General features: G+C 68.0%; 10 protein-coding genes. 8 read left to right on the top strand and 2 right to left on the bottom strand.

Features of this window, described 5'->3' with window-relative positions; genetic code table 11:
* Nucleotides 1-17 precede the first annotated feature (17 nt).
* From HUO13_RS27265 to HUO13_RS27250, 4 genes are all read left to right on the top strand, one after another.
* Nucleotides 18-1,448 (top strand): aldehyde dehydrogenase family protein, encoded by a 1,431-nt coding sequence (locus HUO13_RS27265; protein WP_211897881.1) that lies wholly within the window; start codon nucleotides 18-20, stop codon nucleotides 1,446-1,448.
* A 2-nt stretch (nucleotides 1,449-1,450) separates the two neighbouring features.
* Nucleotides 1,451-2,170, top strand: a complete 720-nt coding sequence (locus HUO13_RS27260) for a sulfite exporter TauE/SafE family protein (RefSeq protein WP_211897880.1) — start codon at nucleotides 1,451-1,453, stop codon at nucleotides 2,168-2,170.
* A 551-nt stretch (nucleotides 2,171-2,721) separates the two neighbouring features.
* Nucleotides 2,722-3,729, top strand: a complete 1,008-nt coding sequence (locus HUO13_RS27255) for a methyltransferase (RefSeq protein WP_211897879.1) — start codon at nucleotides 2,722-2,724, stop codon at nucleotides 3,727-3,729.
* Between the two features lie 277 nt (nucleotides 3,730-4,006).
* Nucleotides 4,007-4,963, top strand: coding sequence for an SDR family oxidoreductase (locus tag HUO13_RS27250; RefSeq protein ID WP_211897878.1), 957 nt, complete (start codon nucleotides 4,007-4,009; stop codon nucleotides 4,961-4,963).
* 625 nt (nucleotides 4,964-5,588) lie between these two features.
* Here the strand turns inward: HUO13_RS27250 and HUO13_RS27245 are convergent.
* Complete coding sequence (locus HUO13_RS27245; RefSeq protein WP_211897877.1) at nucleotides 5,589-6,371, bottom strand: MBL fold metallo-hydrolase; 783 nt, start codon at nucleotides 6,369-6,371, stop codon at nucleotides 5,589-5,591.
* A 92-nt stretch (nucleotides 6,372-6,463) separates the two neighbouring features.
* Between HUO13_RS27245 and HUO13_RS27240 the strand changes: the two genes are divergently transcribed.
* The 3 genes from HUO13_RS27240 to HUO13_RS27230 all read left to right on the top strand — a co-directional run bounded on the left by HUO13_RS27240 (nucleotide 6,464) and on the right by HUO13_RS27230 (nucleotide 9,828).
* Complete coding sequence (locus HUO13_RS27240; RefSeq protein WP_211897876.1) at nucleotides 6,464-7,072, top strand: CGNR zinc finger domain-containing protein; 609 nt, start codon at nucleotides 6,464-6,466, stop codon at nucleotides 7,070-7,072.
* Between the two features lie 750 nt (nucleotides 7,073-7,822).
* Nucleotides 7,823-8,782: a M4 family metallopeptidase gene (locus tag HUO13_RS38410; protein WP_249124094.1), complete on the top strand. Its 960-nt coding sequence runs from the start codon at nucleotides 7,823-7,825 to the stop codon at nucleotides 8,780-8,782.
* 407 nt (nucleotides 8,783-9,189) lie between these two features.
* Complete coding sequence (locus tag HUO13_RS27230) at nucleotides 9,190-9,828, top strand: WD40 repeat domain-containing protein (RefSeq protein WP_211897875.1); 639 nt, start codon at nucleotides 9,190-9,192, stop codon at nucleotides 9,826-9,828.
* A gap of 28 nt (nucleotides 9,829-9,856) precedes the next feature.
* Here the strand turns inward: HUO13_RS27230 and HUO13_RS27225 are convergent, their stop codons facing one another.
* Nucleotides 9,857-11,839: a BTAD domain-containing putative transcriptional regulator gene (locus HUO13_RS27225; RefSeq protein WP_211897874.1), complete on the bottom strand. Its 1,983-nt coding sequence runs from the start codon at nucleotides 11,837-11,839 to the stop codon at nucleotides 9,857-9,859.
* A 482-nt stretch (nucleotides 11,840-12,321) separates the two neighbouring features.
* On the opposite strand from HUO13_RS27225, the gene HUO13_RS27220 reads away from it, so the two are divergent.
* Nucleotides 12,322-12,708, top strand: a complete 387-nt coding sequence (locus HUO13_RS27220; protein ID WP_211897873.1) for a hypothetical protein — start codon at nucleotides 12,322-12,324, stop codon at nucleotides 12,706-12,708.
* Nucleotides 12,709-12,882 lie beyond the last annotated feature (174 nt).

Raw genomic sequence — 12,882 nt, 5'->3', positions numbered from 1 at the left:
GAGAGAGGGAAACAACGATGCCCATTGCCAAGACGCTCATCGGCGGCCGGTGGGAGTCGCGGGACGTACGGCGCCCCGTGCACGACCCCGCCGATGGCTCGCTGGTCGGCGAGATCGACTGGTCGAGCAATCCCGCCGACGACGCGCGGCGTGCCGCGGACGCCGCGGCCCTGGCATTCGAGAGCTGGTCGACCACCACCGCCCGGTACCGGGCACAGGCGCTGCTGGCCGCAGCGGAGCGGATCGAGCAGCGCGCGGACGATCTCGCCGTGCTGCTGGCCCGCGAGGCGGGCAAGAGGCTGCCCGAGGCGCGCGGCGAGATCGCCTTCTCCGTCGAGTACTTCCGCTGGTTCGCCGAGCAGACCCGACGGCCGAACGGGGCTCTCGTGCCCGGTGAGGCCGAGGCGCGCCGGCACCTGGTGCGGCGCAAGCCGGCCGGAGTGGTCGCCAGCCTGACACCGTGGAACTTCCCCTGTTCCATCCAGGCCCGCAAGCTCGCCCCAGCTTTGGCCGCAGGTTGCACGGTCGTGGCGCGAGTGTCCGAAAAGGCGCCGCTCGCGGTCACCGAGATGATCCGCTGCCTGACCGAGGCGGGCCTGCCCGACGGCGTGGTCAACCTCGTGCACGGCAGCCCGGCCGAGACCACCGAGGCCCTGCTGGCCCACCCGGCGGTGCGGATCGTCTCGTTCACCGGCTCCACCGAGGTCGGACGGGCGATCATGGCGCAGGCCTCGGCACGCATCGTGCGCCCGCTGCTGGAACTCGGCGGGAACGCGCCGTTCGTGGTGCTCGACGACGCCGACATCGACGCGGCGGTGGCCGGCGCGATGCTGGGCCGGTTCCGCAACACCGGCCAGTCCTGCATCGCGGCCAACCGCTTCCTCGTGCAGGAGGCCGTGCACGACGAGTTCGCCGAGAAGCTGACCAAGCACATCGATGCGATGGTCGTCGGCAACGGGCTCGACGAACCGTGCCCGGACCTCGGCCCGGTCATCGACACCGACCGCCGCGACGCCGTCGAAGCACTGGTCGGCGACGCGGTCTCGGCCGGCGGCCGACTGCTCACAACACCTCGCGAAGTGCCGTCGCAGGGCAGTTTCGCCGCCCCCGCTCTGCTCACCGACGTTCCACGCGATCGCGGCCTGGCCACCGCAGAGGTGTTCGGCCCCGCCGCGGCCGTCTTCCGCGTCTCCGACGCCGATGACGCCGTCGCCTTCGCCAACGCCACCGAGATGGGACTGGCGGGATACGTCTGGTCCCGCGACATCACCCGCGCCTGGCGACTCGGCGAACGCCTCGACGCCGGAATCATCGGGATCAACGAAGCTCTGCCCAGCGTGGCCTTCGCGCCGATGGGCGGCACCAAGCAGTCCGGCCTCGGCCGCGAAGGCGGTGATCTCGGACTCGAGGAGTTCACCGACGTCCAGTACGCCTCGCTCACGCTGTGAGCGTGCTCGCCGCGGTCCTGCCCGCCGTCCCGGTCCTGCTCGGAGCGTTCACCCAGCGCGCGACAGGACTGGGCTTCGGGTTGTTCGGCGGCCCGATGCTGATCGCGATGACCGGACCGGTCGTCGGCGTTTCCTTGGCCAACACCCTGTCGATCCTGCTGTGCGTGCTCGTGCTCGCGCGCACCTGGCGCGACGCGGACTGGCGGGCCGTGCTCAAGCTGGGCCTGCCCGCCCTGGCCGCCATCCCGATCGGGGCGCTGGTCGTGCACCAGCTTCCCGAAGGGCCACTGCTGATCCTCGTCGGCACCCTGGTGATCGCGGCGATCGGCCTGGTCGTGCTCGGCCGCAGCTGTGCCATCCTGCGCGGCACGGGAGGTGCGGTCGTCGCGGGCGCGCTCTCGGGGTTCATGAACGTCACCGCCGGGGTCGGCGGGCCCATGGTGTCGGTCTACGCGCTGTCGCAGCGCTGGAACCGGAAGGTGCTCGTACCGACCGCGCAGGCCTACCTGCTGTTGATCAACCTGGTCTCGGTTGCCTCGAAAGGCGTTCCCGACCTCACGCCCCTCGGGTGGATCAGCAGCATCACCGGGCTCGTCCTCGGTGCCGTGGCCGGTGAATGGCTCGACCGACGGCTCAACGCCCGCACCGGACACTGGCTGATCATCTTCGTCGCTCTCGCCGGTGGCCTGGCCGCACTGATCCGCGGCCTGATCATTCTCTGACCCGACTGCTCAGCCGCCGAGCGCTCGTTGCAGGTCGCACAGCGTGTCGGTCGAGGTGTCCTGGTCGTCACGCAGAGCAGGAGCGATTCTGGAGCGAGGGATGTGCCGTGGTGGCATCGAAACTGCATTGAACTGCTATGAACGGGGACGTTTTGTCTTGCTTTTCGATGTACGCCATGACACCAGGTTGTGCTTGCCGAACACCTCGTCCACCTTGATCAGGCGGTTGGTGCGCTCCAGCCTGCGCTATGCCTCCCGGCGCCTCGCACACGAAACTTCCGGACACACCCTATGCAGGGGCCGACTTCGACTGATCTGAGACCTGGGCCTATACGCCGGACAAAACGACGTGATGTTGACGCGCGCAGGAGCGTGCTCCAGACTCATGATCATCCGCTGTCCGCATCAGGTAGGAGTGTGCCCGATTCGTTTCATTGCTACCGGGCGTCCGCCGAAAGCGGGCGATATGGACGCGACAGCGACCGCGCCCGTGAACAACGGGAGCGGCAGGTCTGTCAAGGAAGCCCGATGGACTGCCAGGAGGATCACAGTTGACCAGCGACATGCCCGCAGAATTTCATGTGCTCGACGAAGCCCTCGGCTATTTCTACTCCGCCGCGCTGCGTGCCGCCGCCAACCTGAATATCGCGGATCACCTCGCCGAATTCGCCCAGACCCCCGATGAGCTGGCAGTGAGGCTGGAGGCGGACAGCTCCTCGGTCTACCGGCTGCTGCGCTACCTGGCGACTCGTGGGATCTTCGCCGAAGACGACGCCGGAAAGTTCCATCTGACTCCGTCGGCGGAGCCGCTCAGAACCGATGTGCCCAACTCGATGCGCGAAGCCGTGCTGATGTTGACGCACAATTTCTTCTGGGAGCCCGCCGCGGTGCTCGATGAAACGGTCCGCGTCGGCAGCACCCAGTTCGAACGGATTTTCCGCAGCCCCTTCTTCGACTTGCTGGCCCGGGACGAACACGCCGGACAGGTATTCCACGAGGGCATGGCGAGCATGTCCGACTCGGAGAACCGCCAGATCGCCGACAGCTACGACTTCTCCTCCGTCGGCGAACTCGTCGACGTCGGCGGCGGACACGGAGGATTCCTGATCGAGGTTCTGCGGAAGTGGCCGCATGTACACGGGGTGCTGTTCGACGAAGAGCATGTCCTCCGCGACCACCGGCTGAAAGAAGCCGAGGTCGCGGAAAGAAGCGAGACTCGCGCCGGAGACTTCTTCGAGAGCGTGCCTTCCGGCGCTGACGGCTACGTACTCAAACGGATCCTGCACGATTGGGACGACGAGGCATGCGTGCGTATCCTGTCGCACTGCCGTCAGGCCATGTCCTCGCAAGGCCGGGTCCTGGTCATCGACGCGGTCATCCCGCCCGGGAACGAACCACATCCCGGAAAGCCGTTGGACATCCTGCTCATGACGTCCCTGCACGGCAAGGAACGCACCGAGTCTGAGTTCCGGAAGGTGTTCGAGGCAGCCGGCCTCACCTTGACCCGGGTGATTCCCACGGGGACACCGCTGTCGATCGTCGAGGGAACGGCCGAATAGGCACGTGCACGGTGGCTCACCGGCGGTATGGCAACGCCGCCATGCCGCTGGTGCTGGGACGCGTGCCTCGTCAGCTCTGAATGCGGGTCAACTCCGCGGGTGTGCGGCTGACGAAGATCGGCTACATGGCCGGGGCTTCAGCTTGGGCCTTCCGGCGGAGTCTTTCCCTGGCCCGGTCGACGCGCGGGGCTGGTAGTGTCGATGACCTCGGATCCGCAACCTTCCCCGGTCGCCGGGGCGGCGCAAGATCTCCGCTTTCGCGTTGGAGGGTCTTGCCATGGGTGGAATCAAGCGGGTCACGAATGCGTCGCAACCCCGTCTGCGCCTGCTGACTGCCGTCAGCGCCAGGAAGGACGCGGGCAGCAGCCCCACGGGGATCATCGCGCGAAGCCTGGCGCGGCAGCTGCTGGATGCTGGGGATCGGGTGCGTGTTCTCGTCGAGCCCGGCCAGGTGGCCGGCTGGCCCGACGGGGTCGAGGTCGTCGAAGGCTCCATCATCCGGCCGCTGGAGACCCCCGAGGTCTTCGCAGGCGTTGACGGCGTCTTTCTCGCCGGGGCCGTGCCGGCGACGGTGCGGGATGCGCTGACGCTCGCCCGGGGTGCCGGTGTGCGGCGGATCGTCGTGCTGTCCTCGCACGGGCCGGAGTACGAGCAGGCCTATCCGCCGGAGACGTGGTTCTGGCTGGCGATCGAGCGGGCCGTCGAGCGCTCGGGGATGGAGTGGACGCACATCCGCCCGTCTGCGGTGATGGGGGCGGTGATCGAGGGCACCTATCCTGCGACGGGATCGGACTGGCCGGACACGATCAGAAGTGAGCGTGTCGTGCGGGAGGCATTCCTGGACGGCGGCCACTATCCCTTCATCCACGAGGACGACCTCGCCGCCGTCGCGGTGTCGGCGCTGCGTGCCGACGACCATGTCGGCGCCGTGGTCGAGGCGGTCGGAGTGCCGATCAGCACCCGGTCGCGCGTGGCGTGCATCGCCAAGGCCATTGGCTGCGAGATCGCCGCCGTCGAGGTGACGCCCGACGACAGCCGCGTGAGCTGGCGGCATCGCGGCTGGCCCGACAGCGGCATCGACGTGACGCTCTACGCCCTCGAGGAATACGGCGCGCGGCTCGCCGAACTCACTCAGTGGACGCTCGACCAGCGGCCGTCCGTGCGCGAGATCATCGGCCGCCCGATGCGCGGCTTCGATGACTGGGCGGTTGACAACGCCCACCTGTTCCGCTGACCAATCGCCTGACACCACCGCCCGACCAGGAGGGAAACGTCCGCCTGGCCCTCCCGGCCGCCGCGCTGCCGGGCGCATCCGCGACGACAACGTCGAGGCTTCTGGTGGTGATGCAGGTACTCGGCATCACCACCAGAAGCACGGGGCAGACCGCCGACAGTTCCTGACCGTCGGTGATCTGCATACAGTGGTCCCGCGAAACGACGCTGCATTCGGTGGGTAAGCACGACGGTGAACGACTTGAAGTGCTGGTCGAGGAAGGTCTCCAGGTCGCTCTCCACCTCCACCCAGAACTTCGTGACGGCGCGACGGTGTCGCGAAGGTTCTTGGTCCGCGCGAGGTGATTCGCGTCGTTCGCTGCGGCCGTACCCGACCAACGCTGGTCAGGTGATTGCATCTCCGGGGCCGTGAGCAGGTACTCCTCGCCTGTGCCGAAACGGTCAGAACTGGACATCGAGCTCTCCTGCAGCTCGTCCCGGCTGCCGAAGGTGACCGCTCCGCTTGCAGCCAGGCCGCTGAGAATCTGGGAGATCAGCAGGACGGTCAGGATGTGCTTCGCGCCCCGGTTGGACGCGCGAAGGGGGAGTGGGTGCGCCGACGGCGCACCCACTCGGTCAGGCCAGGGTCAGTTCAGTTCGACGCGGTCCATCAGACCGGCCGCGGTGAAGGCGGCGACCAGCTCGTCGCGGCCCTCGGTGAAGTGGGCCCAGCTGTCGCAGTGGATGGGGACGACGCGGTGGGCGTCGAGGATCTTCGTCGCCTCCGCGGCCTGCGCGCTGGTGAGCACGATCGGCTTGCCGTCGTAGATGGCGGAGAAACGGGGTGCCCCGGCGAAGAGGATGGCGGTATCCACCGGGGCGAAGCGCTGAGCGATCTCTTCGACCAGGGCGAGCTGCGCGTTGTCGCCGCTGACGTAGACCGTCGGCAGATCCTCGGCGGTCAGGACGAAGCCGACGACCTCGCCGGTGATCGCTTCGACATCCTCGCGCGGTCCGGGGCCGTGGAGGGCGGGCACGCCGGTGACGGTGAGCGTGCGGCCGTCGGGGCGCTCCAGCTCGATCGACTCCCAGTCGGCAAGTCCCTTGGCCCGCTCGCCGAGGCGGCGGCCGCCGCCGGGCGTGGTGAGGGTGAGCGGGACGCCGGCGAGCAGCGCGCGTCCGGAGTGGTCGAGGTTGTCGGGATGCTCGTCGTGGGACAGCAGGACCACGTCGACGCGGCCCAGGTCGGCGGGAGTGCCGGTGGCGGGGGCGGTCTTGGTCAGGACGGCGCCGCCGGGCGTGGGGTAGTCGCCGGGGGCGTCGAAGGTCGGGTCGGTCAGGAACCGCAGGCCGCCGTATTCGAACAGGGCGGTCGGGCCGCCGAAGACACGGACGGGGAACTGCCCGGTGGCGGGGCTGGTGGCAGACATGAAGAAACGCATCCTCACGGATAGTTGACTGTGTATCCGTGAACTAGACCAAGCATACTTCACGGATGAGTGCAACCTGTACCATGAGAACCATGCAGGAGCCCGCGACCGCCGAGCCGCTGCCGCCCGCACCCGGCGCGGAGCAGCACCTCGCCCTCGACCTCGCAAACAGCGCCATCCACCTGCCCGGCGGGCACATCGACCTCCTCGGCTCGCCCGGGGCGGCCGAACAGTGGCTCGTCGACCGCGGTCTCGCTCCCGTCGACACCGGCATGATGGAGATGTGCGCCACCCTGTTGCGCTCCCTGCGCGAACAGGTCCGGTCCCTCCTCGCCGCCCACACAGCCGGCCAGCCCGCCCCGGATGGGGCGCTGGCCGCTGTCAACGACGCGCTCACCCGCGCCCCCGCGGCCTCCCTGCTCCGCTGGGATCCGGCCCGCGGCCTCTACCGCGAGACCGCCCACCCCACCACCCAGATCGTCGAGCACGCCCTGGCCGTCCTCGCCGCCGACGCCGCCGACCTGCTCACCGGCCCCGACGCCGAACGCCTCACCGCTTGCGCCTCCACCCCCTGCCGCCGCTACCTGCTGCGCACCGGACGCCGCCAGTGGTGCTCCACCCGCTGCGGCGACCGCGCCCGCGCCGCCCGCGCCTACGCCCGCCGCGCACAGGCCACAACGACGGGCAGCAGGCCGACATGAGGAATGCTTCATGGATGTCGGCTTGCAGTCGGCGATGGCCGGCCGATGCGGCCGCTCTCCAGGGCCATGCCCGGAATGTACGACCCGAGTCCACAAAGGAATCAAGAACCTACTCCGATCCCCACAGCATTCTCAGCTCCAGAAAAGTCCTCTAAGGACTTTCTCTGAGCCGTGCCCGTCGCTGCTCGACGCCGTTGGCTGACCGTTCCGCTGCGTGCTGGCGTCTGGTTCGCGTCGCAGGGCATCTCTCATCACCGGTCGTCGTCACGTTGTTCACATTGGACAGTGTCTGTCGGGAGAACAGGACTCGGCGAGTGCTTCCACCTTGTGCATGCCGGTGCCTATCAGAACTTCGAACAGATCGGCCAGGGGTCGGATCGTTGATGCTGTGGCGGTAGCGCAGGAACATGACTGCCTCGGACGGCGTCCAGCACACCCGATGGGCCTTCCGCGCACACCTTCGCACCCGCACCGAGCGATCCCGTCCACGACAGCGGCGAGACAGCAGACGAAAAGCCACCTCGGGGCGCCTGGATCCGAGGTTCAATCCAGGCTGCATCCCGTTTGAACCTCCGTGGTTCATTCTCGGCTGTCCCGAAGACCTGATGATGGGAGCAGGAGGGAAGCGGCCTCGGCGGCGGCCCTGATGCGACTGCGATCCGAAAGCATCGGTGGCCGTCAGGTCCGAGGGCGGCCATGTGGCGCCGGAGGAAGCCGATCGCCCGATCTCAGCCAGGGAGGAGTTGCACGATGCACTCACCCAATCCCATTCAGTGCGTGGTTCCGGACTACGTCCTCGTCGAGATCGCGAAACGGGGGGATGAAGCCGATCGAGACGCCGCTCTGAGCACGCTGGCGGTGTCCACCACGTTGCGTTCGGCGCGATCCCAGGCCGAAGCGGCGCGCTCGGCGGCGGGCAGGCCGCTCGTTGCTACGGCCGGTCTCCGGGAGCCGACGATGGACCGCGTGATCCGCGACGCGAAGACCGGTGTCGACACCGGCTCGCCCATCGTGCGCAAGGAAGGAGACGATCGTGTCGGCGACCCTGCTGTCGACGAGGCGTTCGACCACTTCGGCATGACGTGGAAGTTCTTCTTCGAGGTACTGGCGAGGAACTCGATCGACAACGCGGGGATGACCCTCGACGGAGTCGTGCACTTCGGGAGGAAGGTGGACAACGCGTTCTGGGACGGCGACCAGATGCTTTTCGGGGACGGTAGCGAAAAGTTGTTCACCCGGCTCACGAAGTCGCTGTCGGTCGCCGCGCACGAACTCGGACACGGCGTCATCCAGTTCGACGGCCCCCTCGTCTACCAGGGGCAGTCCGGGGCGCTGAACGAGCACATCGCGGATGCCTTCGGCGTGATGGTGCACCAGTGGGCGCACCACGAGACTGACGACGTCGGTCCGTTCCACCGACCTCGGCGACGAGTCGCGCGAAGCGCTCGAACGCCACATCGAGCAAGCCGAATTCGAACAGTTGGCGCAGCGGTCGCCGATCACCGGTCCCGGCGCGGACATGTACCAGTACGAAGTGACCCTCGAGCGCGGCGGTCGTCGATCAAGCGTGGTGGTGTCCCAAACGGCGGTACCGGACAGTATGCGGCCACTTGTCGAATGGCTGGAGCAACGGGCGATCGACGAACAATGAGTTCGGCGTGGACCAGAGGCTGCCTTGACGTGAGCACCGGCCTTCGGCGAGTTCGATAGCGCGAACCGGATCGCACCCGTCAGGTGTGCGCCCGCACTGACCGGACGCGGCCTCCGGAAGGAGGAAGACTTTCGATGGCCAAGCACACACGTGGCTACCCGGATCGGACCGGTGAGGTGGACTCAGCGCCACGCTGGTATGTGCGCGAGAAGGACGTCGCCGGAGTGACGTCGGCAAACGCAACCACCTCCTCCGGACGTTGCTCGCGGATTTGGCGCAGCTAGTGGACCGCCGGGTCGGGTGGGATCGGCGGCCTACCCCGTTCGGTCTTGCGACGCTGTTCGGCCCATGGTCGGCCTGTTCGAGGAACGGCTCCCGGCCGGTTTCGCCCTCAGCGACACAGCTTTCCGCATCTTCATCCTGATGGCGTCACGCCGGCTCAACAGTGGACCTCCGGAACCCCACCTTGGCGGCGGACATCCCGTTCGATCAGTCGCTGTCCGGGGTGGCGTTCACCTCCCACCGGAACACGTTGGTCGTACAGGCATCCAGCGGCCCGGTGCGCCTGTGGGACCTGACCGATCTCCGTCATCCGGTTCCCATCGAGGACCGCCGTTTCGACGCTGACACCGAGGACGCCAGGTTCATCGACAACCACACCCTGGCGGCCTCCACGGGCAACGACAACAAGGTCCGCCTGTGGGATCTGACCGATCCCCGCCACGCGGCCCTGTTGTCCGGGCTCGCTTCCGAGAACGGTGTGGAACACCTGCAAACCAGTCCCGACGAGAAGACGGTTGCCGGGGTGACGGGTAGCGGCGAGCTGCACATCTGGGATGTGACCAACCCCCGTGACCCCAGCGATGTGGGAACGATCCCGGATATCTCGGCGCAGGGCGTGGAGTTCGGCCACGACGGCTACACGGCCGCCGTAGCCACCTCCAGTCCCCCCGGGTTCGCAGTCGATTCGACCGGCGTGCTCCTGTTCGACCTCGACCCCGATCGGCTCTACCGCTATCTCTGCTCGATCAACGGACAGCCGATCACCGCCGACCAGTGGAAGCAGCTGGTTCCTGACCATCCCTACCAGGAACCTTGCCGCTGACCGGAACGCGCGGCAGTCACCATCGACATCACCGCCGTCCGTAACGGGTCACCACGTCCTTGGCCAGCGCATAGGACTCCGGGGAGACCTCGACGTACCTGTGCTTCCAGAAGCTCCACGCGAACAGTCCCTGGGATGTCAGCTTCGCGATCTGCGCCGGAGCGAAGACCAGGCTCAGGTCGCTGCGCAGCCGTGCGCCCGTGTGGTCCTTGTACGGGCCGAAGTTCGACACCATGACCGGCCCGTACTTGCCCAGTTCGGCGACCATCCGCTCGACGTCGGCGGCGTTGTCCTCGTCCTCGAAGGCGTTGAAGCTCTGGAAGTCGGAGACCGCGAGAGCGTCGGAGAAGTACCCGATCAGAGAACGACCGGAACCGAGTTTCGGGTTGTCCCTGGATGCCTGCCAGCCGTCCCAGTTCAGCGCCACCCTGGCGTTGGGCGCGTGCTGGTGGAAGACCTGCCGCACTTCGAGGTAGCGATCCTTGAGAGCCCGGTAGTAGTTCGTGGTCAGGGGGTCCGCGTGGTAGCCGTCCTCGGTGCAGGCGACCTTCAGCATGCCGTTGAACATCGACACGTAGAGGGGTGGGCCGTCGGCCTTGCCCGCGAAGGACTTCGCCAGTTCGCGCATGTGGTCCAGGAACTCCGGCGACAGCGGATATGCCTTGCCGCAGCCCGGTCCGTACTTCGTGTCGACCGGAGCCGGATCGTCGAAGGTGGGAACCACGAGGAGATGCATGGCCTTGCCGGCGGCGTAGTACTCGGGAATGAGCTGACGACGCCAGCTCGCGTACTGGGGCAGTTCGTCCGGTCCGTCGTACCAGGTGGTCAGCATGCCGACGGGAGCCTGGTCGGCCAGCGGTTGTTGCGCCGCGATCGGTGCCTCGTCGCCCAGCCCGAACAGCAACTGAGGATTGTCGCTCGTTCCCGCCGGGAACCCGGGAACCGGACGTTTCGGGGCGATCGCCCCGAGCTGGAGGTTGGCGGCCGGCTCGCCAGGAGAGTCCGGAGTCAACGCGGTCGAGCGGTTGACGAGAACGGTCCCGCCGACGGCGAGCAGGGCCAGCACGCTTGCGACCACCACGGCGCGGACTGCGATCGGTCTCCCCGCCAACCACCGCGCCGGTGCGCGGCGCTTCGGCGCGGGAACGGCGGTGACCAGCGTGGAAGGCGCAGTGGAATCGGCCGGGGTCCGGGTGGCGGTGGGATCGGTCGTGACACGCTGGGGACGCGGTGTGGGGGCGCCCTCCGTCTCGGCGAGCAACTCCGCGTGCAGTGCGCGAAGCGTGCGTCCGGGTTCGGCGCCGAACTCGGCGACCAAGTCGTTGCGGATCTTCTGGTAGGCGGCCAGCGCGTCGGTGGGCCGTCCGGCGTCCCGGAGCGCGGTGACCAGCCGTGCCCACGTCGCCTCGCGCAGCGGCTCCTCGACGGTGAGCGCTCGCAGCGTGGCCACCGCGTCCTCGGGGCGACCGTCGGCGATGAGGGCGTCGGCGAGGGCGTCCCTGGCAATCCAGCGCAGTTCGCGCAGCCGCGCCGCTTCGATGGCGGTCTCCTGGCTCGGGGCCAGCCGATCCGGATCGCCTCGCCAAAGATCGAGCGCCGTGCGCAGTGCCTGCTCGGCGGCGGCGTTGTCACCTTCGTCCAGCGCCACCCGTCCCCGCGTGATGAGGTCTTCGAAGACGTCGGAGTCGACCTCGCCCCGGTTGACCGCGAGCTGGTAGCTGCCACGTCGGCTGGATATCGGTGACTCCTGGCCGGCCCCGGTCACCAGTTGCCGCAGCTGGTGCACGTAGGTCTTCAGGTTGCCGCGCGCGGAGGCGGGCGGTGTGCCCGTGCTCCAGAGAGCTTCGACCAGGACGTCGGTGTCGACCCAGGAGTTGCGGCGCAACAACAGCGCGGTGAGCAGCAGACGGGGCTTCTCCGCGTTGACCGCGACCATCGTGTCATCGGCAGTTCGCACCTGGAGTGGACCAAGCACGAAGTACTTGACCGACCTGGTCTCGGGTTCGGGCATGGCCACTCCTCGCTGCACCGCTTCCTGGCCGGCGAATGGAGTGTAGGGGGGCGATCACCGTGCGTGCATCCACCGCCCGAATTCAGCCGATGTACCGATGATGAACCGGCTGCTGACCTGCGGTGGACCCTCGTCGGCATGCTCGGTCCGGTGACAGGTGCCATTCAGTTCTCCGCTCACGGACCAGTGGGGGCCACCCGCGGTGGACGCTCGCTGTCCGTGTTCCGGGAGACCGACGCTCGCCTCCGCGACGGACGGGGGGTGGAGGCGAGCGTCGAGTCGTCCACGGTGCGCGGCGCTGTCCGCCGCGGTGATGGGACAGCTCTCTCCGAGCGGGTGGCTCGCAGTGCCGGGGCTTGGTCATGTCGGCCCGTGACGGCGAGGTCCCGTCCGCGACGTGGGCGTAGGGGCGGGAGCGATTCCCCGCAGATGTCGGACTCCGCACCTCGTCGGTGCGCACAGGTGGAAGCACGGAGGCTCGGATGACTTCAGGAACCGGCGCGCGGCGGGAAAGCAGCCGGCGCGACCTCGCGACGGTACTCGTCCTCGGGGCCCAGGCATTGATCGGAATCCTGCTGGGAGGGCTGTGGCTGTACCTGATGCTCGCCGACGCCGCGGTCCAGGGGTACACGGCGGCGGACTACCTCGCGCCCGTGGTCGTGCTCGGGCTGGGCGCCGCGTTCTGCGGCTGTGCCTTTCTGACCACGCGCGGTGCTTCGCGGGCCGTCGTGCCGATCGCCGTCACCCAGGTGATCGCGATGGGAGTCGGTGCGTACAGCCTGTTCCTGGGAGCTCAGGTGGGGATGGTTCCCCTGGTGCTGGGATTCCTCGTGTTGCACGGGCTCTCCCAGAGACGTGCGTCCGAATGACGATCGATGGCCGCCAGGTCGCGCAAAACCGATTGCGGAAACCAAGGGGGAAAGATGTTGTCCCGTTTCGCTGTCCTCAGTGCCGCCGTTGCCTGCGTGCTGACCGGATGCGGCCAGCCGGGGCCGGGCGCCCCGGAGCCGAAGCCCGTCGAGTCACAGCCGGCCGCGCCGGTG

It is taken from the genome of Saccharopolyspora erythraea, assembly GCF_018141105.1.
Lineage (GTDB): Bacteria > Actinomycetota > Actinomycetes > Mycobacteriales > Pseudonocardiaceae > Saccharopolyspora_D > Saccharopolyspora_D erythraea_A.
The sequence above is the reverse complement of the archived record's forward strand: the minus strand, read 5'-3'. Positions and strand labels throughout refer to the sequence as shown.

Coding starts and splice junctions, on each gene's coding strand:
- HUO13_RS27220 (WP_211897873.1), top strand. CDS start 12,322: ATGACTTCAGGAACCGGCGCGCGGCGGGAAAGCAGCCGGCGCGACCTC.
- HUO13_RS27245 (WP_211897877.1), bottom strand. CDS start 6,371: ATGTCTGCCACCAGCCCCGCCACCGGGCAGTTCCCCGTCCGTGTCTTC.
- HUO13_RS27265 (WP_211897881.1), top strand. CDS start 18: ATGCCCATTGCCAAGACGCTCATCGGCGGCCGGTGGGAGTCGCGGGAC.
- HUO13_RS27250 (WP_211897878.1), top strand. CDS start 4,007: ATGGGTGGAATCAAGCGGGTCACGAATGCGTCGCAACCCCGTCTGCGC.
- HUO13_RS27225 (WP_211897874.1), bottom strand. CDS start 11,839: ATGCCCGAACCCGAGACCAGGTCGGTCAAGTACTTCGTGCTTGGTCCA.
- HUO13_RS38410 (WP_249124094.1), top strand. CDS start 7,823: ATGCACTCACCCAATCCCATTCAGTGCGTGGTTCCGGACTACGTCCTC.
- HUO13_RS27240 (WP_211897876.1), top strand. CDS start 6,464: ATGCAGGAGCCCGCGACCGCCGAGCCGCTGCCGCCCGCACCCGGCGCG.